This is a genomic window from Bacillus sp. T17B1 (genome assembly GCF_026796395.1).
Taxonomy (GTDB): Bacteria; Bacillota; Bacilli; order Bacillales; family Bacillaceae; genus Bacillus; species Bacillus spizizenii_A.
The window spans coordinates 46,143-71,921 of the sequence record NZ_JALAYA010000047.1; the positions used below are offsets into that span (position 1 = coordinate 46,143).

General features: G+C 42.0%; 21 protein-coding genes and 1 pseudogene. 11 read left to right on the forward strand and 11 right to left on the reverse strand.

Annotation, left to right across the window (positions count from 1 at the left end; genetic code table 11):
• Positions 1-28 precede the first annotated feature (28 nt).
• Positions 29-1,255 (forward strand): formaldehyde dehydrogenase, glutathione-independent, encoded by a 1,227-nt coding sequence (gene fdhA / locus MOF34_RS18665; RefSeq protein ID WP_268401271.1) that lies wholly within the window; start codon positions 29-31, stop codon positions 1,253-1,255.
• Positions 1,256-1,287: 32 nt separating this feature from the next.
• Here fdhA and MOF34_RS18670 read toward each other — a convergent pair.
• A pseudogene (locus MOF34_RS18670) lies at positions 1,288-1,700 on the reverse strand (hypothetical protein).
• A 184-nt stretch (positions 1,701-1,884) separates the two neighbouring features.
• Here MOF34_RS18670 and MOF34_RS18675 point away from each other — a divergent pair.
• The 4 genes from MOF34_RS18675 to MOF34_RS18690 all read left to right on the forward strand — a co-directional run bounded on the left by MOF34_RS18675 (position 1,885) and on the right by MOF34_RS18690 (position 5,418).
• A complete protein-coding gene (locus tag MOF34_RS18675) occupies positions 1,885-2,055 on the forward strand; it encodes a CxxH/CxxC protein (RefSeq protein ID WP_003236479.1) in 171 nt (56 codons plus the stop codon).
• Positions 2,056-2,135: 80 nt separating this feature from the next.
• Positions 2,136-2,615 carry a 23S rRNA (pseudouridine(1915)-N(3))-methyltransferase RlmH gene (gene rlmH, locus MOF34_RS18680; protein ID WP_268401273.1) on the forward strand — a complete coding sequence of 160 codons (480 nt, stop codon included), beginning with the start codon at positions 2,136-2,138 and terminating at the stop codon, positions 2,613-2,615.
• Between the two features lie 119 nt (positions 2,616-2,734).
• Positions 2,735-4,528, forward strand: a complete 1,794-nt coding sequence (locus MOF34_RS18685) for a hypothetical protein (RefSeq protein ID WP_268401276.1) — start codon at positions 2,735-2,737, stop codon at positions 4,526-4,528.
• 29 nt (positions 4,529-4,557) lie between these two features.
• Positions 4,558-5,418, forward strand: a complete 861-nt coding sequence (locus tag MOF34_RS18690; RefSeq protein WP_268401278.1) for a DNA adenine methylase — start codon at positions 4,558-4,560, stop codon at positions 5,416-5,418.
• A gap of 1,014 nt (positions 5,419-6,432) precedes the next feature.
• Here MOF34_RS18690 and fbp read toward each other — a convergent pair.
• Positions 6,433-8,358, reverse strand: coding sequence for a fructose-1,6-bisphosphatase (gene fbp / locus MOF34_RS18695; RefSeq protein ID WP_268401280.1), 1,926 nt, complete (start codon positions 8,356-8,358; stop codon positions 6,433-6,435).
• Between the two features lie 416 nt (positions 8,359-8,774).
• Here fbp and MOF34_RS18700 point away from each other — a divergent pair, with 416 nt between their 5' ends.
• Positions 8,775-9,404: an ATP-binding cassette domain-containing protein gene (locus MOF34_RS18700; RefSeq protein WP_268401282.1), complete on the forward strand. Its 630-nt coding sequence runs from the start codon at positions 8,775-8,777 to the stop codon at positions 9,402-9,404.
• A gap of 20 nt (positions 9,405-9,424) precedes the next feature.
• Positions 9,425-10,147, forward strand: a complete 723-nt coding sequence (locus MOF34_RS18705; RefSeq protein ID WP_268401284.1) for a peptide ABC transporter permease — start codon at positions 9,425-9,427, stop codon at positions 10,145-10,147.
• 117 nt (positions 10,148-10,264) lie between these two features.
• Here MOF34_RS18705 and MOF34_RS18710 read toward each other — a convergent pair whose 3' ends face one another.
• From MOF34_RS18710 to MOF34_RS18720, 3 genes are all read right to left on the reverse strand, one after another.
• Positions 10,265-10,426, reverse strand: coding sequence for a hypothetical protein (locus MOF34_RS18710; protein ID WP_268401285.1), 162 nt, complete (start codon positions 10,424-10,426; stop codon positions 10,265-10,267).
• Between the two features lie 46 nt (positions 10,427-10,472).
• Entirely contained in the window at positions 10,473-11,024 is a 552-nt protein-coding gene (locus tag MOF34_RS18715) for a Pathogenicity island protein (protein ID WP_268401286.1), read from the reverse strand.
• Between the two features lie 268 nt (positions 11,025-11,292).
• Complete coding sequence (locus MOF34_RS18720; protein WP_268401287.1) at positions 11,293-12,003, reverse strand: GntR family transcriptional regulator; 711 nt, start codon at positions 12,001-12,003, stop codon at positions 11,293-11,295.
• Between the two features lie 157 nt (positions 12,004-12,160).
• Here MOF34_RS18720 and MOF34_RS18725 point away from each other — a divergent pair, with 157 nt between their 5' ends.
• Together MOF34_RS18725 and bglA are read left to right on the forward strand one after the other, a co-directional pair.
• Positions 12,161-14,029 carry a beta-glucoside-specific PTS transporter subunit IIABC gene (locus tag MOF34_RS18725; protein WP_268401289.1) on the forward strand — a complete coding sequence of 623 codons (1,869 nt, stop codon included), beginning with the start codon at positions 12,161-12,163 and terminating at the stop codon, positions 14,027-14,029.
• Between the two features lie 13 nt (positions 14,030-14,042).
• A complete protein-coding gene (gene bglA, locus MOF34_RS18730; RefSeq protein ID WP_268401291.1) occupies positions 14,043-15,482 on the forward strand; it encodes a 6-phospho-beta-glucosidase BglA in 1,440 nt (479 codons plus the stop codon).
• A 103-nt stretch (positions 15,483-15,585) separates the two neighbouring features.
• Here the strand turns inward: bglA and ahpF are convergent, their stop codons facing one another.
• From ahpF to gntR, 6 genes are all read right to left on the reverse strand, one after another.
• A complete protein-coding gene (gene ahpF / locus MOF34_RS18735) occupies positions 15,586-17,115 on the reverse strand; it encodes an alkyl hydroperoxide reductase subunit F (protein WP_268401292.1) in 1,530 nt (509 codons plus the stop codon).
• 13 nt (positions 17,116-17,128) lie between these two features.
• A complete protein-coding gene (gene ahpC / locus MOF34_RS18740) occupies positions 17,129-17,692 on the reverse strand; it encodes an alkyl hydroperoxide reductase subunit C (protein WP_019716311.1) in 564 nt (187 codons plus the stop codon).
• Positions 17,693-18,229: 537 nt separating this feature from the next.
• Positions 18,230-19,636, reverse strand: coding sequence for a decarboxylating NADP(+)-dependent phosphogluconate dehydrogenase (gene gnd / locus MOF34_RS18745; protein WP_268401294.1), 1,407 nt, complete (start codon positions 19,634-19,636; stop codon positions 18,230-18,232).
• Positions 19,637-19,659: 23 nt separating this feature from the next.
• Positions 19,660-21,006: a gluconate permease GntP gene (gene gntP / locus MOF34_RS18750; RefSeq protein WP_268401295.1), complete on the reverse strand. Its 1,347-nt coding sequence runs from the start codon at positions 21,004-21,006 to the stop codon at positions 19,660-19,662.
• A gap of 28 nt (positions 21,007-21,034) precedes the next feature.
• The gene (gntK, locus tag MOF34_RS18755) at positions 21,035-22,570 is read right to left on the reverse strand and encodes a gluconokinase (protein ID WP_268401297.1); all 1,536 of its coding nucleotides are present in this window, start codon (positions 22,568-22,570) and stop codon (positions 21,035-21,037) included.
• Positions 22,563-23,294 (reverse strand): gluconate operon transcriptional repressor GntR, encoded by a 732-nt coding sequence (gene gntR, locus MOF34_RS18760; protein WP_019716307.1) that lies wholly within the window; start codon positions 23,292-23,294, stop codon positions 22,563-22,565. The genes gntK and gntR overlap by 8 nt, the downstream gene beginning before the upstream one ends.
• A 194-nt stretch (positions 23,295-23,488) precedes the next feature.
• Between gntR and MOF34_RS18765 the strand changes: the two genes are divergently transcribed.
• Together MOF34_RS18765 and MOF34_RS18770 are read left to right on the forward strand one after the other, a co-directional pair.
• Complete coding sequence (locus MOF34_RS18765; RefSeq protein ID WP_268401298.1) at positions 23,489-24,637, forward strand: glycerate kinase; 1,149 nt, start codon at positions 23,489-23,491, stop codon at positions 24,635-24,637.
• Between the two features lie 91 nt (positions 24,638-24,728).
• Positions 24,729-25,760 (forward strand): polysaccharide pyruvyl transferase family protein, encoded by a 1,032-nt coding sequence (locus tag MOF34_RS18770; protein ID WP_268401299.1) that lies wholly within the window; start codon positions 24,729-24,731, stop codon positions 25,758-25,760.
• The last annotated feature ends 19 nt before the right edge of the window (positions 25,761-25,779 follow it).

Genomic DNA, 25,779 nt, shown 5'->3' on the forward strand with positions numbered 1-25,779 from the left:
TGCAAGGACGCAAAGTCCAAAAACATGAATGGGAGGAATGGCGTTGACAGGAAACAAAGCGGTTGTGTACAAAGGCAAAGGAAACGTGGCGGTGGAGGATATCGGCTATCCGGAGTTAATCTTGAAGGACGGGCCCGGCGTTCCGAAAGCAAATGTCAATCGAAAATGTGAGCACGGCGTGATCCTGAAGGTCATCACCACCAACATCTGCGGAAGCGATCAGCACATGGTGAGAGGACGGACGACAGCGCCGGAAGGCTTAGTGCTCGGGCATGAAATCACCGGTGAGGTTATCGAAGCCGGCCGGGATGTTGAATTTATCAAAAAAGGCGACATCGTATCCGTTCCTTTCAATATTGCCTGCGGCCGATGTGTCATGTGCAAGACGCAGAAAACGCATGTCTGCCTCAACGTAAATCCGGATCGGCCGGGATCGGCTTACGGCTACGTTGATATGGGCGGATGGGTCGGCGGACAGTCGGAATACGTCATGGTGCCGTACGCCGATTTTCAGCTTTTGGTATTCCCGGATAAAGAACAGGCGTTAGAGAAAATTCTCGATTTAACGATGCTGTCCGATATTTTCCCAACCGGATTTCACGGCGCTTATACAGCGGGTGTCCAAACCGGATCAACAGTCTATATCGCGGGAGCGGGACCTGTCGGCTTAGCCGCCGCGCACTCCGCCCAGCTTCTCGGCGCTTCTACAGTCATTGTCGGCGATTTGAACGAAGATAGGCTGGCACAGGCGAGAAGCTTTGGCTGTGAAACCGTCAACGTGCAAAAACACGACCGCCTCGGTGAGCAAATTGAACAGATACTCGGCGAACCGACCGTTGATGCCGCCGTCGATTGCGTTGGATTTGAAGCATCGGGACACGGCAATCAAGGGGAAGCTCCCGCCGCGGTGCTGAACTCGATCATGGACGTCACCCAGGTCGGCGGAAGCCTTGGCATTCCGGGCTTATACGTGACCGAAGACCCCGGTGCAAAGGATGCGGACGCCAAAACAGGCTCTTTAAAAATCCGCTTTGGACTCGGCTGGGCCAAAGCCCACACCTTCGTCACCGGACAAACACCGGCCATGACATACAACCGCAATTTGATGAAAGCGATCCTGAGCGGCAGAGCGCAAATCGCAAAAGCCGTCAACGCCACCGTCATTTCTCTGGATGACGCGCCAAACGGATACAGCGACTTTGACAAAGGCGCGGCGAAGAAATTTGTGATTGATCCGCATGGAACATTGAAATAAAAAAAAGCCGGCCGTTCAATCGAACGCCGGCTTTATTGCTGATAATCGGTTTCTTCAAAGCGATCTCCTGATTCGTCTTGGACGATTAAATCCCCTTCGATTTTGTCCAGTCCAATCAGAATATAAGGGTTTTTCTCATTTTCCTCGGGAGACGGCTTTCGTTTCACAGTTACAATCGTTTCTTTAGGTGAGTATTTGACGTCTGACACCTCAAGCTTCTTATCCTTATCGCTGCTTCCGAGAGACACAATAACCATCTTTCTGCCTTCTAAAATGGTGAAGACTTGAAACATTTTACGTCATCATGTGTTTGAAGGTAATTTGCGTATAATTCTAGCTCGGAACTGCCTTCACCGATCCGATCCTTCTCTAACACCCAATAAGACGACTGACGCCCAGTAAGCAGCAACATGATCACAAAAAGCCAAACCCATCTGGAGCGCAAATGGAGACCTCCCCAAACATCGGTTACATCCAACCTAACACACGAGCGAAATAGAGTCATCAACAGCTTGTTTGTCGAATTGTGGATAAAACTCAGCCCGAAGCACTACTAACATGTGAATAAATAGGTTATATTGGGAAGAGAACATTTACAAAAACGCAAGAAACCATCGGAGGATTTGAACATGAAACAAACGTATTATTCCTGTGAAGAACACATCGAAACCGTGCTGGATATGTACATAGACGACCACGAGCTGCCGCCCGAAATCAGAAAAATCGAACATACTAACAGTTTATCCACAGCCTGTGAATTATGTGGAGACCCCGCAGTATATATAGTGGGGAACGAATGATCTTACACAAAATACAGAAAAGATATCCACAATTGTGGACAACGTATATGAATAACTTGTTTTTAAAGTGGGGATGACCTGTGAATATCAATATTGTGACAATCGGAAAACTAAAAGAAAAATACCTCAAGCAAGGCATTGAAGAATACACCAAACGACTTTCGGCCTACGCAAAAATCGACATCATCGAACTCCCGGACGAAAAAGCGCCGGAAAACCTAAGCAACCAGGACATGAAAATCATAAAAGACAAAGAAGGCGACCGCATCCTATCAAAAATCAGCCCCGACGCCCACGTCATCGCCCTCGCCATCGAAGGAAAAATGAAAACATCCGAAGAACTAGCCGATACAATAGATAAGCTGGCTACATATGGAAAAAGCAAAGTCACCTTCGTCATCGGCGGATCACTCGGATTGAGTGACGCGGTGATGAAGCGAGCGGATGAAAAGCTGTCGTTTTCGAAAATGACGTTTCCTCATCAGTTGATGCGTCTCATACTAGTTGAGCAGATTTATCGGGCTTTTCGGATTAATCGTGGGGAGCCTTATCATAAGTGAATGAGTTTTTATCTAATTATCCAATTATAGATAAAGATTGTTACTGCCACAGTTATCATTATTAATTTTTGATACAATATAAATAATTAAAATTTTCATCAGGAGTGTTAAAGAGAAAAATGAAACTAAATCCGCTAGAAATAAGATTAGATTCTATTAATCCAAGACTCTCATTATTTAATTTTAGTAATGAAGAGGAGGTAATACGACACTTAATCCAATATGAGAACCTATACTCTTTAATTGATTCTTTTGTAATTCACGGTTACAACACTTTAGGTGAGAGACTAATATTATTAGAGGAAAATAAAACTTATACAGTCTTGGAGGGAAACAGAAGAATTGCTGCATTAAAAAGTATGTTCATATACCAGGGGTTACTGAAAGCAAGTTATAGAAAAAAAGTATCTACTCTTAATCTTGAAAATTTTTGGGTTGATGGAGATGTAATAAAGAGTAGAGAAGAAGCAGATTATAAGATAGCTGCTAAACATATAGCAAGTATTCAGGATTGGAAACCAATTGACAAACAGGTTTACTATGAGAATATGTTTAATAGACTTCGAAAGCAAATGAACACGGCGCAGTCAATTTCTTATATTAAAGATACTACCCCAGATAAAGAAAGTGTTATCAAAAAGTCAATTCGATTTTATAAGTTTCTTTCATCTATTCATGCACAAGTAAAGATTAAAGATCCTACACTTAAGTCATTAACTCTTTTGAATAATGATGTATTAACAAGCAGGGTATACTCTTCTATTAAAAGAACACTAAATTTAAAAGAGAACTCGGATTTCGAATTAATACCAAGAGAAGGTAAAGAGGACGTATATAAAAGTATTCTTCAAGCTATAGGCTCTGCTGCTTGGGAAACAAATAATGAAATTAGGTTAAATACTAGGACGTTTAGTGTTCAAAAGGATTGGGACAGAATAATAAATGAGAATCAACTTATACCAGGACTAAAGTTATTAATTGAAGAATATTTACATGATGCCCAACCGCCCAACATAATGTCAACTAATGGAGAAAGAAATAATGTATCTAATGATGATAATAAAAATTCGGTTAAAAAAACTGGGGGAAAAACTGGGGACAAATCTAATCAAGGACCAATTCCTAATGAACCTAGAGTGAATCAAGAAAAGAAATATCGTTTATTTGTAATTAAGAACAAGAACATTGTCCAAAAACCTAAAAATGGGATTTTGTTTAATCTTATGGATGCTATTTGTTTATATGATGAATCTTCAAACGAAATCACAAAAAAGAGCTCTATATACAACAATATAAAGTTCACTACTCAAGAGAGTGATGACATACTAATTAAAGAAAAGTTTGTTCTTGAGAATTCAAAACCTAAACTATATAAATTTAATGCAAGCTATGAAAAACAAATTGTTACATTTGATTTGATAATAGAACCAGAACAGAGTAATCCACGACCTAAACAGGATTTACTTTTTGATGATGAATGGCGTATTAGAATGGAATCAAAGTTGGGTGAACAAATAGATTATCATAAGATAAGAGACGTAATTTATTCACTATCTTTATACAAAAACCTTTCAAAAATAAGAATGCACGATGTATTAATTGTTTCTTTCTTGATACGGGCACTTTTGGAATATCTCTCAAAAGCATATATAGATAGGTATCCTGAGTTAATGCAAAAGAATAATGGATCAGATAACTTGGGGAATAAGATTAAAATAGTAAGTGAGGATATGTATAATAAAAGTCATTCTTCATTTACCTTGGAACAAAAAAAGTCAATTAAGAATCAAGATGACTTGGAGTTAATTAATGGAATAGTACATGATTATAAGACAATACTTACAAACCAGGATTTCATTAGAATATTTAGGAAATATAAACCGTTTATAGAGTCTATTATAAATTTGCTGTAATATATCAGCTAGTTAGAGGAATAAATACGATGAACAAAAAAATTGATAATTATAGTCCTTTAAGGTATCCAGGAGGCAAGAATAAATTATATTCTTATTTAAAGTATATTGTAAAAGAAAACGGTGTTAGTACTTATATAGAACCTTATTGTGGCGGGGCGGCAATAGCATTAAAATTATTAATTAATCAAGATGTGAAAAAAATTATGATAAATGATTATGATAAATCTATATACTCTTTGTGGTATTCCATATTAAACAATCCAGAAGAAATGAAACAAAGAGTATATAATGCTAGATTTAATATGGATGAGTGGATTATACAAAAGAACATCCAGCAAAAAAAGGAAAATGCGTCTATGACTGAACTTGGCTTCTCTACATTATTTTTAAATAGAACCAATAGGTCCGGTATAATTAATGCAGGACCTATTGGCGGTAAAAAACAAGATGGCAATTACAAGATGGATTGTAGATTTAATAAAGAAGCATTAATAAGAAAAATAGACATTATTTCAAGTTTGGGTTCTAAGATAAATTTATATAACAAAGATGCTCTTGACTTTATCAGTACCAATATTGCTAAGACAAGAAACTCACTCACATTCTTTGATCCACCGTATTATGAAAAGGGAAGAAAGCTATATACTAATTTCTATGAACATGTTGATCACGTGGATCTAAGAAATAGTATTAATAAGACAATGAAAAACAAGAAGTGGATTTTGACATATGATTTATCTGCAGATATAAAGGATCTTTATTCAGAGTATGAATACTATACTTATTACCTTAACTATAGTCTTGCTAATTCGGGAAAAGGAAAAGAATTGATTATTTATTCACATAGTGTTTCATCATCTAATGTTGATAAATTTTTACAATTATAAAGCAGTGACATTACTATTTATAATTCCTTTAATCTTATTTCTCTAAGATAGATAATCATTAGAAATAAATTATAACATCAAAATCGAAATTTAAGAGATGATATAATATTATTTCATCCAAAAACATTAAATACAGAAATTAACCAGATAGTAAGCAATTAAAGAATAATAAATACTGGTGTTAATGGTACTGACATAAGGAAAAAAGATAATTCTCTCGCTTTAGTTATGGATCGAAGGAGTGCAATTTGAACTAGGTCAGAAAATCATTACCATTTCATATATTTAGTAAATATTTAAGATTGAATTTAACAGTAATTGGGGATAATAATAGGGTTATACTTACTTCATATTAAATTATAGCCCTCACATTTAGTTTTTTTATACATACCACATATAGATACATCAAAAATCTGTAGCACCAAAGGAAGTTGATTTTGGTCGAATTGAAGTCCCTCCATATGCTGATAGTATTATTGGATTGGTAGAGAGAGCTTCAGCAAGACCTCAAATGTATTTATATATGCCCCAACTACTAGACTTTATGGTGTTTGAGGAAGGAATTAAGGGAAAAGAGTATTCAGAAGAAGAGTTTATAAGAATATTTGGACATGGCATGTCTAATGAAAGAATAAAAGCTCCTCGAAATATTTTAGTTTTTATCAGAAGTATTTTGTGGGATATATTGGAATTATATTTGAGGTAAAAATCAAAATGACTCTACTGAACAATTTGGAGAAGAACTTTTGAAGAAAGGAGAGTGGGTTTCAAAAGATGAAAAAAATAGTGGAACCAAAACATTTAATAAATCAAGAAGGAAAAGAGATTGATAGCAAAAATAAATAAAATAATGCCACCAAACTTCCAATTGAAGAGGGGCGTTTTTATTAGATACTAACGTCCTCTGTATTTAAATTTACATACTAGTGAATGAGCAGATAGCCTAGTGTAAAACAGATACTTAAAAACCGAAAAAAAGAGCCCAGAGAAAGTCACCTCTGAACCCCACATCCCTCACTTCATATACCGATACTCCCGCAAACTCTCCAAAATCGCCACTTCCTGCAACAATTCCTCACCCACATTCGTTTCCTTCACTTTTTTCCGCTCAAGCTCTTTGTCCACTAACCGCTTCACCGTTAAGACGTCGGTTCCGGTGCTTAGGACTTCTGCCTTGGAGTTGAAGTGTTTATGGGCGACGAGCTGCATGCCGTAGGAGTTGTATAACAGCGTGTAGCCGGCGATGCCTGTTGTAGATTGGTAGGCTTTGGAGAAGCCGCCGTCGATGACGATCATTTTTCCGTTTGCTTTGATTGGGTCTTCTCCTTCGATTTCTTTTACGGGTGTATGGCCGTTGATGATATGGCCATGATCTGGATTGAGGCCGAATTCTGCCAGGATGTTTCGGCAGGTTGCCTCGTCTTCGCGTAAATAATAATACGGGTTTTTCTTTTCTTTATGCGTTTCCTTCTCTTTAATGAAATACCGCTCGAATGTCGTCATGGCGCGTTTTCCGAAGAGGGAGGAGTACTCGCCTGTCCATAAATACCAAGCCATATCTGTCGCCAGGTCATCGGTTTCTTCCGGGTGGGCAAACGCTTCCCGTAAGAACCGTTCAAATACATCGAGTAGCTCACGGCCCGCATACGGTTTATCCTCAATCATCATTGTTTCCATATTGCCGTTTTCATCGACAGGAATACAGCCGTGAATCAACAGGTTGCCGTTATATTTTAAATAAAGGCTGCCTTTTTTCATCATAAAATTCATATGGCGGCCCAGCTTTTCGGAATGCTGGACAGAGAATAGCAGCTTGTCTATGACTTCTGCCTCTTCTTCTAATAGCTCATCCGGCTGTTCTGGATTAATCGTCGCAAAGCAGGTGTTTTCCAGTTGATATGTTTTTCCGTGCAGCGTGATTTCGTTTTTGTCGTAATGTATTTTCTCTAATAACAGCCGCTCTTCCATATTAAAGTTTGGCCGTCTCTTGATAATCGGGCTCTCAAGCTTGAATTGGATCATCGCAATCGCTTGATGAATTTTTGTGATTTGCTTAATCTCAGCCTCTGGTCTGTTTTCGGCTGCTTTTGGACGGAATGCTGGATTATCGTCATAATATTTTTCGGCCAGGTTCAGCAGCGGTCTCAGGTTGATGCCGTACACGTCTTCAATAATATCCAGGTTGTCATAGCGGGCACAGATACGGATAATATTGGCCAGGCATACTTTTGAACCGGAATAGGCGCCAATCCAAAGGACATCGTGATTTCCCCACTGAATATCGACAGAATGATAGTTGATCAGTTCTTCCATAATCCGATCCGGCTGCGGTCCGCGGTCATAAATATCGCCGACCACATGCAGATGGTCGACCACCAATCGCTGAATGCTGTAAGCAAGACCGATGATCAGCTTATCGGCTTGGCCAAGCTCAATGATCTGATCAATGATTTCGGAGTAATATTGCTCCTTGTTGCCAGCTTGTTCTGTTTTGTATAGCAGCTCCTCCGTAATATAAGCAAACTGGGCAGGCAGTGCTTTACGCAATTTGGAGCGGGTATACTTCGAGGAGCAATAAGAAACAAGCCTAATCATTCGGTTAATCGTTTCTTTATACCACTCGTTTAACGCTTCTTTCGCATCAAAATCATGTTTGATTAACTTCAGTTTGTCTTCCGGATAGTAGACCAATGCTGCTAATTCGTCAATTTCTCTATCGTAAATGACACCGCTGAAAATGTCGCGTATCTTCTCTTTGACTCGTCCTGAACCATTTCGCAGCACGTGCTGGAATGCCTGATACTCCCCGTGCAAATCACTGACAAAATGCTCGGTGCCCTTTGGCAGGTTCAGTATCGCTTTCAAATTGATAATTTCCGTTACCACTTTTTCTTCACAATCATATTTTTGTGCGAGTAGATCTAAATACTTGCTTTCCAAAATCGTCCATCCCCTTTTTAGAATAAACCCCTATTTATGAGCATGTGCATGATAAGTTGAAATGAAAAGTATGACATTGTTTTTCATCATTGTACCTTTATATGATAGTAACGCATAATTCCTTTTAGAGACAATTGAAAAGAGGGAAAGAGGCGCAGAGGTAAGCGGAAGACAGGAGAGAAAGTGTAAGGAAGCAAGAGCCAAAAAGAAGGTTTTGCAGATTTGGTTAGTGCTAATTAATCATAATGGGAATTAGTCTTTCGTTGAACTTTGAATACTATATATTGTAAAATAGAGAAAAAGACTCCGAATTCCTCCTTGCGATGGACTAAATCGCTAATCAGAAGAGTTGCCGAAATACAAAACATGAAAAACCCAGAGCGGAACTTATGTCAATATTTTTAGGGAGTATGCATATGAACATAGCAAATTATACGTTAAAAGTGAAAGGTAAGACGTTACTTCAGGATACAGACTTACATTTTTCGTCTGGAAAAATGAATCATATCGTCGGAAAAAATGGAGTCGGTAAATCACAGCTTGCTAAAGATTTTTTGTTGAATACTAGTAAACGAATTGATAGAGATATTCGTCAAAATGTTTCTTTAATTTCCAGCTCGTCAAATATACCTCATGATGTTTCTAAGGACTTTTTAATAAACTTTTTAAGCGAAAAGTTTGATTCAGAAAAGATAAATAGGATTGGACATTTACTTAATCTTAATAATATTGACGGTAAAGTTCTTATCAAAAATTTGAGTGATGGGCAAAAGCAAAAATTGAAATTGCTTAGCTTTTTACTAGAGGATAAAAATATTATTATTTTAGATGAAATAACGAATTCATTAGACAAAAAAACAGTTATAGAAATTCATGGCTTCCTAAAAAAATACATAAAAGAGAACCCGGAGAAGATAATCATTAATATCACACACGATTTGTCTGATTTAAAGGCGATAGAAGGGGATTATTATATGTTTAATCATCAAGAAATCCAACAATATCACTCAGTGGATAAATTGATTGAAGTGTATATAAATGAGTAATAAAACAGTGGGGGCTTAAGATGAAATTAGAGTTTAAAAAGAGTATAAGCAACAAAGTTTTCATTATTTTAGGATCTATGTTCGTGTTTTTATTTTTACTGGGTTATTTTTTACTGGTAGGAATTGATAAAGTCAGCCATGTCACACCTGAGATGTTTTTCTTTAGCTCCTATACCGTTGCGACCCAGTTTGGTTTGATGTTATTTTCATTTGTTATCGCTTTCTTTATTAATAGAGAGTATACAAATAAAAATATTCTCTTTTACAAACTCATAGGGGAAAACATCTATACCTTCTTTTATAAGAAGATAGCTGTCTTATTTTTGGAATGTTTTGCGTTTATCGCGATTGGTCTGCTCATCATTTCGTTGATGTACCATGATTTTTCCCATTTTGCATTATTGCTCTTTTTATTTTCTGCCGTTATATTGCAGTATATTTTAATTATTGGAACTATAAGTATGTTATGTTCGAATATATTAACTAGTATAGGTGTTAGTATCGTTTATTGGATTACTTCAGTTATTTTAGTAGCAATAAGCAATAAAACGTTTGGTTTTATTGCTCCTTTTGAGGCAGGTAACACTATGTATCACCGAATAGAAAACGTGCTGCAGTCTGATCATATGACACTTGGTAATCATGATATTTTATATATTATATTATATTTAATTTCAATCATGATAATAAACGTAATTGTACTTCGCTTTTCTAAAACGAGATGGGTCAAAATGGGCATTTAACAAAAAGGAAGCTACTTCACGTTGAAGTAGCTTTTTTTGTGCGATAAGATGACGTGCTGTGATGAGTTATGTTAATATGGGGTGTTTTTTAGCTTTCATCAACCATCTTTCCCCAATCTATTGTTGTTTTTCTTTCACCATCTTTATAAAGAGAAAGAAGAGAATGAATACGATAAAGTAATTCATTGGATTCTTAAAGATACTCATATCGAGTGAGAGCTGTAATAAAATCCATAGGGCAAATATGGCTAGTATTGAAGGAATGATGATTTTGTACATTTCGATCACCTTCTATCGTTAGTAAAAATGAGGGAGTGACCCTCTTTTAAAAGCAAGATGCAGCAGCCCCTGTCATTGCACCGCCAACAGCGCCAGTAATTGCACCAACGGCACCAGCACCTACAGTTCCAATGCCGGGTATCGTGACTGTTCCTACAGCAGCGCCAGCAAGACCCAGAGTACCTCCACCAGTTATCGCACCACCGCCAGTACCTAGAATACATTTTCCAACCGATTGGGTTCTGACTGTACCGGTGGTTTGTCCAGATTCTTGGCTTACTAGTTTGACCAGAACGCCATGATCGATTTTTTCGTATTGTAGTGTAACAGGATCACCATTTTTGTCAGTTGAGTTTTTAGGGAGAACTTGCTCTTCGCCCGCTACGTGATCTTTTAGTGTAGCATTTCCATCAGCGTCAATATGAATATCTGCATGATCGAACGTCATCTTCAGCACACTATCGTTGAGGTTTTCAACTTTATATGTAGCTTGGGATTCTGCGGCATCTGCAGCATTAGGTAAAACCGGGAGGGCTAAGGCACCTACTAGGAATACCAAGGCTGCAAGTTTTACTTTGGTTAGCTTTATTATGTGCATAATTATCTTCCTCCTTTGGTTGCCATACTAACAGAGACGTTTCGCCTGTTAAACCCTTTATTAAGAAATGACTGAAATTTCATCATATCGAACTACCCATATTTGCATTTCCACTTCAAAAGTTATAGATAATTGAAGAGGTTTTTCATTCTAATATCATCACTAATATCTTTCTAGTTACGAAAACCAAATTTTTTCTATTTAAATATTGGTAAATGACCTTTGTTGTCCTATTACATAGGCAAAGGGTTGTTAAAGTAAAACAGTTTCACAACAAAAAACTATTCGCCTGCACCACAAACTGTGACTGCTCATAATGATAAGAGATTTTCGAGAAATCAAACGGCTGCCCATTTGTCAGATGAAAAATACTCTCTATATACAGCTTCGGCAGTCCAGCCTCTAACCCTAAATACTCCGCTTCTTCCTCATTCAGCTGACCCACGTGCAGAAACAAATCAGAAAAACCGATTTTCAATCCCAATCCTTCACGGATGTAATGGAAGATGGAGTGGGAGACGATTTCGTTGTTTAAATACGTCACGATGGATTTATTGTAGTAGGATTCTTCGTAGCATAGGGTTTGGCCGTTGATGTAGCGGACTCTTTTGACATAGTAGATGTCCTCGTCAACTCCGATGTTGAGGTTTTCTGCCGCTTCCGGAGTCGGTTTCCTCACGTCTAGTTCAATGACCTTTGAGGTGACATTGAACTCCTCGAGGTCTTTTTTAAATCCTTGATTCGACAGGAGGCTGATGTAGCCTTTTCGTTTATGCTTTCTGACGAAGATGCCGCTTCCTCTGAGCTGAAAGATCGCGCCTTTTTGCTCTAATAGATCTAGGGACTTTGTGATTGTGCTTTTGCTGACTTCAAACTGGGCCATGAGGGTTTCTAGCACTGGCAGTTTGTCTCCCTGCTTCAGCTGGTGTTCTTCTATATATGTTTCAATTTCCGCTGCAATTTGCTGGTACTTTAACATACGCATTCCTCATTTATTCGTTTAGTTTCACTTGCCAAAATTATAGCATAAACCGCTTACAATGATAGTTAGTGTCAAAATGTTTTGTTAGGGTATTGATAAATTATACCGGTACAATTATAATGAAAGCGCAACCAAAATAAAGGGGTGGGTGAAAATGTCGGGGAAAGTGAGAGATTATACGAGACTAGCGAAAGACATTTTGGAGGCCGTAGGCGGGGAAGAGAATGTGATTGGAGCTTCTCGCTGCGCGACCAGGCTTCGGTTGGTGCTAAAGCGGTCTAACCCTAAAGCGAAGGATATCGTGAAGTCGATGCCCGGCGTCATTACGGTGGTGGAGAACAGCGGCCAATTCCAGATTGTCATTGGACAGCATGTTGGGGAAGTCTTCGAGGAATTTTCAAAGTGGGTCAATATTGATCTTTCCGGCGAACAGAGTGAGAATAAAGGAACGATGTTGAACCGGATCATTGCGACGATGTCAGCGGTGTTTGCGCCGTTTGTCTACATTCTGGCCGCTGCTGGTATTTTGCAAGGCGCATTAATTATTATTAACTTATTGTTTTCCGGTTTTGAGAAAACAGGAGTATATCAGGTTTTTAGTTTCATCTCTTGGGCACCGTTTACGTTTTTGCCTATTTTTATCGCGATTACGGCATCAAAGCATTTTAAGACCAACACGTATATCGCTGTAGCATGCTGTGCCGCGTTAGTCAGTCCGACATGGGCGGAGATGGCAGCTCAAATCGCAGATGGAAAGAGCATTTCTTTCTTAGGGATTGCTTTATCGCAGACGACATACACGTCTTCCGTGCTGCCGCCATTATTTTTAGTGTGGATCTTGTCTTATGTTGAACGATTCTTACATAAGAGAATGAACGAAGTGGTCAGACCGTTATTTGTTCCGTTTCTATGTATGGTCATCATGGTGCCGTTAACGATAGTCCTCATAGGCCCTGTGACAACATTAGGCGCAAACGGAATTGCAAACGGTTACAACTTCTTGGCGGAAAACGTGCCGGTATTGGCTGGAGCGATCATCGGCGCATTCTGGCAGGTCATTGTCATCTTTGGTGTACACTGGGGCATCACGCCGATGGTATTGGCAAACTTTGATTTATACGGCCGGGATTCATTCCAGGCGTATCAGACAATAGCGGTCGTTGCGCAGGTTGGTGCCGTGCTTGGTGTCATCCTGAAAGCGCGAAACAAGGAAACGAGAAAAGTCAGCGTTTCGGCTGGCGTCACAGGATTGTTTGGCATTACAGAGCCGGCGATCTACGGTGTGACCTTAAGATTTAAGAAGCCGTTTATCTTTGGCTGTATATCCGGAGCGGTTGGCGCAGTCGTAGCAAGCTTTTTTCAGCCGTATTACTTTGCCTATGCGGGACTTCCGGGACCTCTGACGATCGTGAATGGCATCAATGAACAATTCCCGACATCCATTTGGGGCATTTTAATCGGTGCTGCGATTGCGGTGATTCTCCCTGTTGTACTGATTCAGATCTTTGGCTACGGTGAAGATACTGCTGCACAGACGGAAAAGGCCAATCTTCAAGCGGAACAGGCGAATGAAGAAACAGTATATGCGCCATTTAGCGGCAAGGTCATTCCGCTTTCTAAGGTGCCTGATGAGGTATTCAGTTCAGGCGCAATGGGACAAGGCTTGGCGATTGAGCCATCTGATAATAAACTGTTTGCCCCGTTTGACGGGACCGTCGTCATGGTGGCGCCTACAAAGCATGCGTTCGGCCTTCGTTCGGTGTCTGGCGTCGAATTGCTTGTGCACATCGGACTGGATACGGTGACATTAGACGGTACTCCTTTTGCCTTGAAGGTGAAAGAAGGCGATATAGTCAAAAAAGGCGAAGTGCTTGTAGAATTTGATAAAGCTTTCATTGAAGAGAAAGGATTAACAACGATTACCCCAGTCATCATCACGAATTCACATGCGTATCAAGAAATTCTCATCGAGGATCTTGAAGAAAGTGCGTTAGACAAAAAATTATTTACAGTCGTAAGCTAAGGAGGAATGTAACATGGGAAACATGCCGAAGGATTTTTTATGGGGCGGCGCTTTAGCTGCCCATCAATTTGAAGGCGGATGGAATCAAGGCGGTAAAGGGCCGAGCGTCGTCGATGTCATGACAGCGGGGGCACACGGTGTGCCGAGAAAAATCACGGATACCATTGAAGAGAACGAGTTTTATCCGAACCATGAAGCCATTGATTTCTATCACAGATATAAGGAAGATATCGCGTTGTTTGCGGAATTGGGATTAAAATGCTTGCGGACATCCATCGGTTGGAGCCGGATTTTTCCGAAAGGCGATGAGGCCGAACCGAACGAAGCGGGTTTGCAGTTCTATGATGACGTGTTTGATGAATTGCTGAAGCATGGGATTGAGCCGGTCATTACGCTGTCTCACTTTGAAATGCCGTTGCACCTGGCCAGGGAATACGGCGGCTTTAGAAACCGGAAAGTCGTGGACTTCTTCGTCAACTTTGCAGAGGCTTGCTTCAACCGTTACAAAGATAAAGTGAAGTATTGGATGACATTTAACGAGATCAACAATCAAATGGACGTGAACAATCCGCTGTTCCTATGGACGAATTCAGGTGTTCTGGTTGGCGAAAACGAAAACGCTAAGGAAGTTATGTATCAAACGGCGCACCACGAGTTAGTAGCGAGTGCTTTAGCAGTGGCAAAAGGAAAGGACATCAACCCAGACTTCCAAATTGGCGCCATGGTGTCACACGTGCCGATTTATCCCTTCTCCTCCAATCCTGAAGATGTGATGCTGGCTGAAGAAGAAATGAGACAGCGCTACTTCTTCCCGGATGTGCAGGTTCGCGGTTACTACCCAAGCTACGCGTTGAAGGAATTTGAAAGAGAAGGCTATCACATTACATTTGAAGACGGCGATGATGAGATTTTAAGAAATGGAACCGTTGATTACTTAGGCTTCAGCTATTATATGTCTACAACTGTGAAAAGTGATGTGGAAAATGATAATACGGGCGATATCGTCAACGGCGGTTTGCCGAATGGTGTAGAAAATCCGTACATCACATCGAGTGACTGGGGCTGGGCAATTGATCCAACTGGGCTGAGATATACGTTAAACCGTTTTTATGATCGGTACCAAATCCCGTTATTCATCGTTGAAAACGGCTTTGGTGCGGTGGATACGCTGGAGGAAGACGGCAAGATCCATGATCCGGAACGAATTCAATATTTGAAATCACATATTGAAGCATTGGAAAAAGCGGTTACTTACGATGGTGTAGATTTAATCGGCTATACGCCGTGGGGGATTATTGATATTGTCTCCTTTACAACAGGGGAAATGAAAAAACGCTACGGCATGATCTATGTTGATCGTGATAATAAAGGAAACGGATCTATGAAACGATATAAGAAAGATTCATTTGAGTGGTACAAAAACGTCATTCAAACGAACGGCGAGGAATTATAAGCTGCTGGCCTGAATCGAGTACTTTTACTGAAGTGCTTGGTTCGGGTGATTTATTTACAAAAAAACCGCTATCCTGCCAATCTGGCAAAATAGCGGTTTTTTATCAGTTACGGATAAGGTAATCAAACGCGCCGAGAGCGGCAGTTGCACCTGATCCCATCGAAATAATAATCTGATTGTACGCACTGTCTGTGCAGTCGCCGGCAGCAAATAAGCCTGGTACGCTTGTTGCGCCGTGTTTATCGACAATGATTTCGCCCATGCGATTGCGTTCAACCGTTCCTTCTAACCATTCTGTGTTTGGAACGAGACCGATTTGGACGAATACACCTTGGAGTTCAACATGTTTTTCTTCGCCTGTTTCGCGGTCCACGTATGTGATGCCGTTAACGCTCTGGTCACCTGTGATTTCTTTTGTTTGTGCATTTTTCACGACAGTGACATTTGGCAGGCTGTAGAGACGTTTTTGCAAGACTTCGTCTGCTTTCAGTTCCGGCGCGAACTCTAGCACAGTGACGTGATTGACAATACCTGCAAGATCAATCGCTGCTTCGATACCAGAGTTTCCGCCGCCGATAACCGCTACGTCTTTGCCCTCAAACAATGGTCCATCACAGTGCGGGCAGTAAGCGACACCTTTGTTTTTGAACTCTTGTTCACCAGGTACGTTGACATTGCGCCAGCGGGCACCTGTTGAGAGGATCACTGTTTTACTTTTCAGGACAGCGCCGTTTTCAAGTTCAAGTTCGAACAGATCTTTCTTCTCAAGGCGTTTGGCACGCTGAAGGTTCATGACGTCAATATCATATTCCTTCACATGCTCTTCGAGACTTGCAGCAAGCTTCGGACCTTCCGTCGCTTTGACGCTGATGAAGTTTTCGATGCTCATTGTGTCGAGAACCTGTCCGCCGAAGCGTTCAGCGACAACACCTGTGCGGATGCCTTTACGCGCAGTGTAGATGGCTGCACTTGCGCCAGCAGGCCCGCCTCCGACAACAAGAACGTCAAACGGCTCTTTGCCGGCAAACTCAGATGCATCTGCGCCGCTGCCCATTTTTGCAAGAATTTCTTCAAGCGTCATACGGCCGCTTCCGAAGGATTCGCCATTCAGGTAAACGGTCGGCACTGCCATGATATTTTTGCTTTCAACTTCTGATTTGTATGCTGCACCGTCGATCATCGTGTGCGTAATGTTCGGGTTCAGCACGCTCATCATGTTTAGAGCTTGTACAACGTCAGGACAGTTGTGGCATGTCAGGCTGATATAAGATTCAAAGTGGTATTCACCGCTGATCTTTTTCACCTGGTCAATGACTTTTTGGTCTACCTTAGGCGGTCTGCCGCTCACTTGGAGCAGCGCCAAGACTAATGATGTGAATTCGTGGCCCAGAGGGATACCGGCGAATGTAACGCCAGTGTCTTCTCCGACACGATTGACACTAAAGCTTGGTGTTCTGTGTAATTCAGCTTTTTCAACTGAAATTTTAGATGACATGGAAGCCAGCTCATCAACGAGAGCCAGCATGTCCTTAGAAGTGTCATCTTCGCCTGCGCTAACTTTGAGAACAATATCATTCTCAATTAGCTGCATGTATTGATTTAATTGTGCTTTGATATTTGCATCAAGTACCAATGGAATGCACTCCTTAGATTTTACCTACTAGATCAAGGCTAGGTGTAAGAGTTTCGCCGCCTTCTTCCCATTTAGCTGGGCAAACTTCACCTGGGTTTTGACGAACGTATTGTGCTGCTTTTACTTTGCTGATCAGGTTGCTTGCGTCACGGCCAATTCCGCCTGCATTGATTTCTACAGTTTGGATGACGCCATCTGGATCGATGATGAATGTTCCGCGGTCAGCAAGACCAGTTTCTTCGTCAAGAACATCGAAGTTGCGAGAGATCGTTTGAGATGGGTCACCGATCATTGCGTAAGTGATTTTGCCGATTTTTTCAGAGCTGTCATGCCAGCCTTTGTGTACGAAGTGAGTATCTGTAGAGATAGAGTATACTTCAACACCTAATTCTTTAAGTGCAGCGTATTGTTCTTGAAGATCTTCAAGCTCAGTCGGGCATACGAAAGAGAAATCTGCTGGATAGAAGCAGAATACGCTCCATTGGCCTTTCAAATCTTCGTTTGTTACATCGATGAATTCACCGTTTTTGAATGCTTTTGCTTCGAATGGAAGTACTTCTTTACCGATTAAAGACATAATGTATATTCCTCCTAAAAATGTTTTAGAAAGCATATTCGCTTTCAATAATAATTCTAATTATATATTAATTAATAATTAATATATAATTTTTGTCAAGCCAAAACCCATTAATAACTTACTTTTTTTCGTCTTGTGTTAGGTGTGATAGGAAAGATTTAGGCATTTCTTTTATAGCAGATAAGAATGTTAAAATGGGTTGATTCTCAATTAGACAAGGTTTTCAGCGACTTTTATCCATCAGAAGGTCAGGCTTGTTAGAGCATTTGAACATTTTATGACAGAGTGAGCAAGGGGTGAATCGTTTGATCATTTCTCTCAATAAAAAAAGCTGAGTAGAACGGAACAGCAAGCATGCTGTCACACGAATAATTGGGGGATTGTTTCTAGCTATTATTGTATCACTGTTTATGATATTTATAATATTGCTTATGTCTCTAGCTGTTTGGATCATTGTGATAGTACTGGTTCTCTTTCAGAATAAGAAGAAATCAAAAAACACGGTTCAGTTGAACTGACCGTGTTTTTTGATGGCTGTTATTCAGACCAATTCGTATGGAAAACGCCGTCCATATCTGTCCGTTCGTACGTATGGGCGCCGAAGTAATCGCGCTGCGCCTGCAATAGGTTTGCATTGGAACGCCCTGTGCGATAGCCGTCGTAATAAGAGAGCGCTGTGGTTAAGCATGGGAATGAGATTCCTGTGCTGATGCCCTCACAAACGACTTTTCGCAGGCCTGTTTGATAGGCTTGGAGCTTATCTGTGAAATATGGCGCGATCAGAAGGTTTGCCAGATTTGGCTGCTCGCTGAATGCTTCGCTGATCACATTCAGGAAGTCTGCGCGAATGATGCAGCCGCCTCGGAAAATCAAAGCGATGTCTTTGAGCGGCAGGTTCCATCCGTAAAGCTCAGAAGACATTTTATATTGGGCAAAGCCTTGTGCGTAGGCGCATACTTTTCCCATATAAAGAGCCTGTCTGACGTATTCAATCCAAGTGTCTTTATCAAAGTGTTTTTCTTCGGCTTCCGGGCCTGCTAACACGTCTTGAGCTGCCACCCGTTCTTCTTTTAAGGATGACAGGTAGCGGGCGAACAAGGACTCTGTGATGATTGTGGACGGGATGCCGTTATCAATCGCCTGCATGCTCGTCCATTTCCCGGTGCCTTTTTGGCCTGTTTTATCAAGGATGACATCGATCAGAGGCTGTCCTGTTTTTTCGTCTTTCTTGCGTAAAATCTCAGCTGTAATCTCTATTAGATAGCTTTTCAGCTCACCTTGATTCCATGTTTCAAAAATAGATGCAATTTCATCAAGCGGCAGACGAAGCGTTTCTCTCAGAAATGTATAGGCTTCTGCAATTAGCTGCATGTCGGCATACTCAATGCCGTTGTGCACCATTTTTGTAAAGTGCCCTGCCCCTTTGGGACCGATGTAAACACAGCACGGATCATCTCCGACCTGAGCTGCGATTTTGGTCAGGATAGGAGCGACTTTCTCATAGACATCGCGATCCCCGCCCGGCATGATGGATGGCCCTGTTAATGCGCCAACTTCCCCGCCGGAAATGCCGACTCCCAGGTAACCGATGCCTTTTTCTTTCAGCTCGTCATATCTTCTTTCTGTGTCCTCATAATGGGAGTTTCCTCCGTCCATGATGACGTCGCCTTCTTCAAGTAAAGGCATTAGTGATTGGATGACGGAATCTACGGGTTTTCCCGCTGTGACCATCAAAAAGATTTTTCTTGGTTTCTCTAACGATTGAACAAAATCCTCAAGCTCGTAATATGGGCTGAGAGATTGTCCATCCAGCTTTTGAACAAGGTGGTCCGTTAGATCTCTGGTGTAATTATAGACGGCGACGTTTTCACCTTTGTTTGCCATGTTTAAGGCGATATTGCTTCCCATTACGCCTAAGCCTATGACACCAATCGTATTGAACATGTGTTACAGCTCCTTCATCAATTTCATACAACTAAACTTAACAATAATATGAATCCCAGTCCAGCAACGGAAATAATCGTTTCCAGCAACGTCCATGTGGCAAATGTTTCTTTCATGCTTAATCCGAAGTATTCCTTGAACATCCAGAAGCCGGCGTCATTGACGTGAGAAGCGATGACACTTCCTGCGCCTGTTGCTAGCACGACTAATGCCAGGTTGACATCAGAATGTCCCAATAATGGAATGACGAGCCCTGTTGTGCTTAGCGCGGCAACGGTGGCTGATCCTAAAGAAATGCGCAGGATCGCCGCGATGAGCCATGCTAAGACGATTGGCGATAATGCAGTACCTTTGAATAAGTCTGCTACGTAATCGCCGACACCGCCGTTGATCAGCACTTGTTTGAAGGCGCCGCCTCCTCCGATGATCAGAAGCATCATGCCAATTTGTGAAATGGCTGTTGAACAAGAGTCCATCAGGGTTTTGACTGGAATGTTGCGTTTGATGCCCATTGTATAGACTGCAACCAATAACGAAATAATCATAGCAGTCGATGCGTTTCCAATCAATCGGATAAAAGCTAAAACGCCGTTATCCGCAAATCCGATTGTTTCTTGAAGCAGATCAATAATCGTCGCGACCGACATGATGATAATTGGAAGCATTGCAGTAAAGACGCTGATTCCAAAGCCAGGTGTTTCTTCAAGCTTAAAAGATTTTTGCGTACCGAGTGATGCAATATTGCCGTACTTCGCAAATGAGGCAGGAACGATTCTTTTCGCGAGCTTTGTAAACAAAGGGCCTGCAATGAGCACTGTCGGAACAGCAACGATAAAGCCGTACAGCAGCACTTCCCCAATGTTTGCGCCGTACTCACCGGCAATTGCTGTAGGTCCCGGATGCGGCGGCAGGAACCCGTGCGTGACGGACAGCGCTGCGACCATCGAAATCCCGAGATATAAAATAGAAATCTTCAATTCTCTTGAAATCGCAAATACAATCGGAATTAATAGAACCAATCCTACTTCAAAAAATAATGCAATACCAATGATGAATGAGGCAATGACAACGGCCCATTGAATGTGTTTCTCGCCGAATTTATTGACGAGTGTCATCGCGATGCGCTGTGCGCCTCCTGAATCGGCGATCAGCTTGCCCAGCATCGCACCAAGTCCGAAGATGAGCGCGATGTGGCCAAGAGTTCCCCCTATTCCTGCTTCAATAGAGGTGACAACTTTATCGAACGGCATCCCGAGTGCCAATGCCACGCCGAACGATACCACCAGTAAGGAAATAAACGTGTTTAATTTTAAGCCCATTATCAAAAGCAGTAATGCTAAGATCCCAATTGCAACGATAATTAATGGCATGGTAATGTCCTCCCCTTCATGTCATGGACTAGTTGTGTGTGATTAAGCCTCTCTGATAATCCGCAATCTGTGTATATTGATTCTCTAATGATCTTGAGAGATTAATAAAAATCGGTATTAATTTTCTGTATTCTTTGGCTGAGTCTTCAATCGGCGTATGTCTGTGCATACTGCCGACCATTTCAGACACGGCATCGAATGAATCAATTTTTCCTGTCGCATACAGGCCTAAAATGCAGGCGCCAAGACATGAGCTTTCGTAGCTTTCCGGAACGACAACCTCTGATTCGAAGATATCTGACATCATTTGGCGCCAAACCTCCGACCTTGCAAATCCCCCTGTCGCCTGGATGCGGGTAACCGGTCCTTCCATGCATTCTGTTAACGCCAGGAACACTGTGTACAGATTGTAAATGACGCCCTCTAATGACGCCCTTATCATATGCTCTTTCTTATGCGACATGGTCAGGCCGAAAAATGAGCCGCGTACATCCGGATTCCACAACGGAGCGCGTTCTCCGGCGAGGTATGGGTGGAACAGCAGGCCGTCAGAACCAGGTCTGACACGTTCTGCAATTTTCGTCAGCACATCATATGGATCAATGCCCAACCGTGTCGCTGTCTCGATTTCGGAAGAGGCAAACTCGTCTCTGATCCAGCGAAGGACGATGCCCCCATTGTTTACCGGCCCGCCAATGACCCAATGCTTGTCCGTTAAGGCGTAGCAGAATATCCGTCCCTTTTCATCGGTTTGCGGCTGGTCAATAATCGTGCGGATGGCACCGCTTGTCCCGATGGTGACAGCGATCTCGCCCTTTTTAATGGCGTTGACGCCGAGATTAGACAGTACGCCGTCGCTTGCGCCGATGACAAAAGGTGTTTCCGGATCGATTCCCATCTGTATCGCTAATTCCGGGCTGCAGTGCTGAAAGATCTCGGTTGTCGGCACGAGTTTGGATAAGTGATCCTGCGTGATGCCTGCGATACGCAGTGCCTCTTCGTCCCAATCCAAGTTTTTCAGATTCATCATGCCTGTTGCAGATGCCAATGAGTAATCAATGACATACTCATTGAACAGCTGTTTAAAAATGTACTCTTTGATGCCAATATATTTTTTTGCTTTGGAAGCGATTTCTTTTCGTTCGTTCGTGATCCAGGCAATTTTGCTTAACGGTGACATCGGATGGATCGGTGTTCCTGTCCGTTTGTACACCTCATGCCCGTTCCATTCATCTTTGATCTTATGCGCCCAGCCTTCGCTCCGGTTGTCGGCCCATGTGATGCAAGGCGTCAGCGGCTGGTCCTTTTCATCGATTGCGATGACGCTGTGCATGGCGCTGCTGAACGAAATGAATGAGATTTCAGGATGCTGTTTTGTAATTCTCGCTGTTGTTTGGATGACTGCCTGAAAAATCTCTTCCGGGTTTTGTTCAGCTGTTGAAATGTCCGGTGTATAGAGCGGATAGCCGATGCTTTCTTTCTGTATTACGTCTCCATTTTCACTGAACAACACAGCTTTTGTGCTTGTCGTGCCGATATCGATTCCTAACATATAACTAGTCATTGTTGTCTTCAGCTCCTTTTGCCAGCATTTGTTGTGAGAGCCACAGGTCTTCTACCTTTTCTTGCACATCATCAAAATTTTGGTGAAGGGACTGAATCATCAGCGCCCTATCCTTTGTTTTAATGGCCTGTATATAAAGCTCATGGTTATCTAAAATCCTTGTGAAGTCTTCATATTTTTCCTTTAATCGTGCCCGCATTGATAAAAGAATAAAGCTTTCCATTACGGGTTTTAGATTGTTCCAGATCATGTGAATGTATGAATGATCGATAGCCCGGATAATCGTTTCATGAAACAGCACATCTTGAAATGAAAATTCGTCAGCATCCTCGTATTTGATGGAGACTTTCATCATTTCAAGGATTTTGCTGAGATCCTTGACTAATGGCTCAGGGTCAATTTTGACAAGCCGTTCAAAGACGAAAGTTTCTAATAGTAAACGTACATCATAAATTTCTGCGATTTCCTTTTCAGTTAACCCAATAACAACCGCTCCCATTCGTTCTAAGCGGATGATTTTTTCAGATGCGAGTATTTTGAACGCTTCGCGAACCGGTGAACGGCTTACTGAAAACTCGGCGGCGATCGTATTTTCTGATAAAATGGTACCGCTTTCAATCATGCCTGAAATAATCCGCATTCTCAGCTCGTATGCAACACGAACACCAGTTGACGCTTTTGAGAGCCATTTTGCGGGATACAACAGGTTCTTGGAGTCTATCATACACTCACCTTCCTCACTCAAGGAGTATACTTGTATACAAGTATGATAACGTGAATGTTTTATTTATGCAAACACTTTCATTTCTAATTTTTAATTTAATTTCTACCATAAATGATGGTATGTATTCCCAGCGCTGGTGTGGTACATTGTAGATAAATAGGTTGCGTGAATCATGTTTGAAAGAGGCGATTTGGATGAAAATCATCATTGCACCTGATTCTTTTAAGGAAAGCTTATCAGCATTGGAGGCCGCTGACGCGATAGAAAGAGGATTCAAAACAGTTTTTCCGGGTGCTGATTACAGAAAATTGCCAATGGCGGACGGCGGCGAGGGTACGGTTCAGTCTCTGATTGATGCCACAAACGGATGGATCAAAGAACAGGTTGTTACGGGTCCGCTAGGGGAATCGGTGAAGGCGTTTTTTGGCATGATGGGAGATGGGAAAACAGCTGTGATTGAAATGGCTGCCGCCTCAGGGCTGCATCTGGTGCCCGTTGATAAACGAAATCCGCTCGTCACCACAACAAGGGGAACGGGAGAATTAATCGGAGCGGCTCTTGATGCGGGCGCAGAGCGTTTGATCATCGGGATCGGCGGAAGCGCCACGAACGACGGAGGGGCCGGGCTGATTCAAGCATTGGGCGGAAGGCTTCTTGATGAATCAGGCCGTGAGATTGGGCCCGGGGGCGGCGCGTTATCTCAGCTCGCATCAATAGATGTAAGGGGGCTTGATTCCAGATTGCAAAGTGTCAAACTGGAGGTCGCTTGTGATGTGGACAATCCGTTAACTGGGCCACGAGGAGCTTCGGCTGTTTTCGGGCCGCAAAAAGGCGCGACAGCCGACATGGTGGATGCGCTGGATCAGAACTTGGTCCATTTCGCGGATGTGGCAGAAAAAGCGCTCGGAACAGCCTGCAGAGAAACAGAGGGCGCCGGCGCAGCGGGCGGTCTGGGGTGGAGTCTGTTGGCTTTTCTTCATGCTGATCTGAAAAGAGGCGTTGATATTGTCCTAGAAGCGTTTGATTTTGAAAATGAAGTTCTAGATGCAGACCTTGTGATTACTGGTGAGGGGCGGATTGACAGCCAAACGATTTACGGAAAAACGCCGATCGGTGTGGCCAAAGCGGCAAAATCATATGATGTGCCTGTCATTGGCATTGCTGGTTCAATATCACGAGACAGTGATGCCGTCTATCAACACGGAATCGATGCGCTCTTCAGCATCATTCCCGGAGCTATGTCTCTAGAAGACGCATGTGAACATGCCGCGGAATATATGGAAAGAACGGCGCGGGACATCGCAGCGTCTATCAAGTTGGCGAAAACGATGTTTCTAATATAGCGCGCACACGCCAATGCATAGCCAGCCTCCTTTTTGGGTAGATACAGGTAACCACACAATGAGGCATTCATCCCAGAAGGAGGACGACGACATGACTGTACAAGAAATCAAAGGCAAAAAACTCGTAAAAGGCATTGCGCCAAATGTAGAGCCAGAAGCCCTGTTAAATGATAAACGAAAAGTATTTTTGTTTGGTTCCCCGAGTTACACAAACATTGGTGACCAAGCGATAGCGTATGCGGAAGAGAAATTTATCAAAAACCATTTTCCTTACTATGAATACATTGAGATTATGGATTATGCGACGGATGAGGGCATTGAACTGGTGAAGGAGATTATCAGTGAAGACGATATTGTCTGCTTTACAGGCGGAGGAAATTTAGGAAACCTCTATCTCGATATTGAGGAAGACAGAAGAAAGGTCTTCGCGGCGTTTAAAGACTACAAATCGATTTCTCTGCCGCAATCCGTTTATTTTGAAGATACAGAGGACGGAAATAAAGAAAAGAAAAAAACACAGGATGCGTACCATCAAAATCCAAACTTAACGATTGCTGCGCGTGAGACCCAGACACTGGATGTTGTAAAAAAAACCTTCAACTCCAATGTGATCTTTACACCGGACATGGTGCTTTCCTTGGATATTGTGCCGAGAGAGCTCGAGCGGGACGGCGTTCTCTTTATTTTAAGAGCGGATAAGGAGAAAGTGACCGATGAAGATTTTATTTCACACATGAGGAAATGGGCAGAAAAAACAACTTATACGGAGCGTACTGACACGGTGCTGGATACGGTCGACACGATTGATTACGCCGATCGCGAAAAGCATTTTATGGAAATGCTTGACCGCATCGGTTCAAGTAAATTGGTCATTACCGACCGCTTGCACGCAATGATTTTCTCGATTATCACCAAAACACCTTGCCTCGTCTTTGGAAACAGCTATGGCAAAGCCAAACATTCGTATCGGGATTGGCTCGAAAGCTTAAACTTCATTGAATACACAGATCAAAATGATATGAAGGAACTGGAGCGCATGATTGACCGCCTTCTTCAAGCCGAGCCGAATGACGTTGATTTATCAAAGGATTTTCAGCCGCTGGTTGATTTTTTCAAATCATAAAAGAAGAAAAAGCAGACTG

Coding starts and splice junctions, on each gene's coding strand:
- gnd (WP_268401294.1), bottom strand. CDS start 19,636: ATGTTCAATACGATTGGTGTCATAGGCTTAGGCGTAATGGGAAGCAAT.
- MOF34_RS18690 (WP_268401278.1), top strand. CDS start 4,558: ATGAACAAAAAAATTGATAATTATAGTCCTTTAAGGTATCCAGGAGGC.
- MOF34_RS18720 (WP_268401287.1), bottom strand. CDS start 12,003: ATGTTAAAGTACCAGCAAATTGCAGCGGAAATTGAAACATATATAGAA.
- fdhA (WP_268401271.1), top strand. CDS start 29: ATGGGAGGAATGGCGTTGACAGGAAACAAAGCGGTTGTGTACAAAGGC.
- MOF34_RS18725 (WP_268401289.1), top strand. CDS start 12,161: ATGTCGGGGAAAGTGAGAGATTATACGAGACTAGCGAAAGACATTTTG.
- bglA (WP_268401291.1), top strand. CDS start 14,043: ATGGGAAACATGCCGAAGGATTTTTTATGGGGCGGCGCTTTAGCTGCC.
- MOF34_RS18770 (WP_268401299.1), top strand. CDS start 24,729: ATGACTGTACAAGAAATCAAAGGCAAAAAACTCGTAAAAGGCATTGCG.
- MOF34_RS18705 (WP_268401284.1), top strand. CDS start 9,425: ATGAAATTAGAGTTTAAAAAGAGTATAAGCAACAAAGTTTTCATTATT.
- MOF34_RS18715 (WP_268401286.1), bottom strand. CDS start 11,024: ATGCACATAATAAAGCTAACCAAAGTAAAACTTGCAGCCTTGGTATTC.
- gntR (WP_019716307.1), bottom strand. CDS start 23,294: ATGATAGACTCCAAGAACCTGTTGTATCCCGCAAAATGGCTCTCAAAA.
- MOF34_RS18700 (WP_268401282.1), top strand. CDS start 8,775: ATGAACATAGCAAATTATACGTTAAAAGTGAAAGGTAAGACGTTACTT.
- gntK (WP_268401297.1), bottom strand. CDS start 22,570: ATGACTAGTTATATGTTAGGAATCGATATCGGCACGACAAGCACAAAA.
- MOF34_RS18675 (WP_003236479.1), top strand. CDS start 1,885: ATGAAACAAACGTATTATTCCTGTGAAGAACACATCGAAACCGTGCTG.
- MOF34_RS18710 (WP_268401285.1), bottom strand. CDS start 10,426: ATGTACAAAATCATCATTCCTTCAATACTAGCCATATTTGCCCTATGG.
- MOF34_RS18765 (WP_268401298.1), top strand. CDS start 23,489: ATGAAAATCATCATTGCACCTGATTCTTTTAAGGAAAGCTTATCAGCA.
- ahpC (WP_019716311.1), bottom strand. CDS start 17,692: ATGTCTTTAATCGGTAAAGAAGTACTTCCATTCGAAGCAAAAGCATTC.
- MOF34_RS18685 (WP_268401276.1), top strand. CDS start 2,735: ATGAAACTAAATCCGCTAGAAATAAGATTAGATTCTATTAATCCAAGA.
- gntP (WP_268401295.1), bottom strand. CDS start 21,006: ATGCCATTAATTATCGTTGCAATTGGGATCTTAGCATTACTGCTTTTG.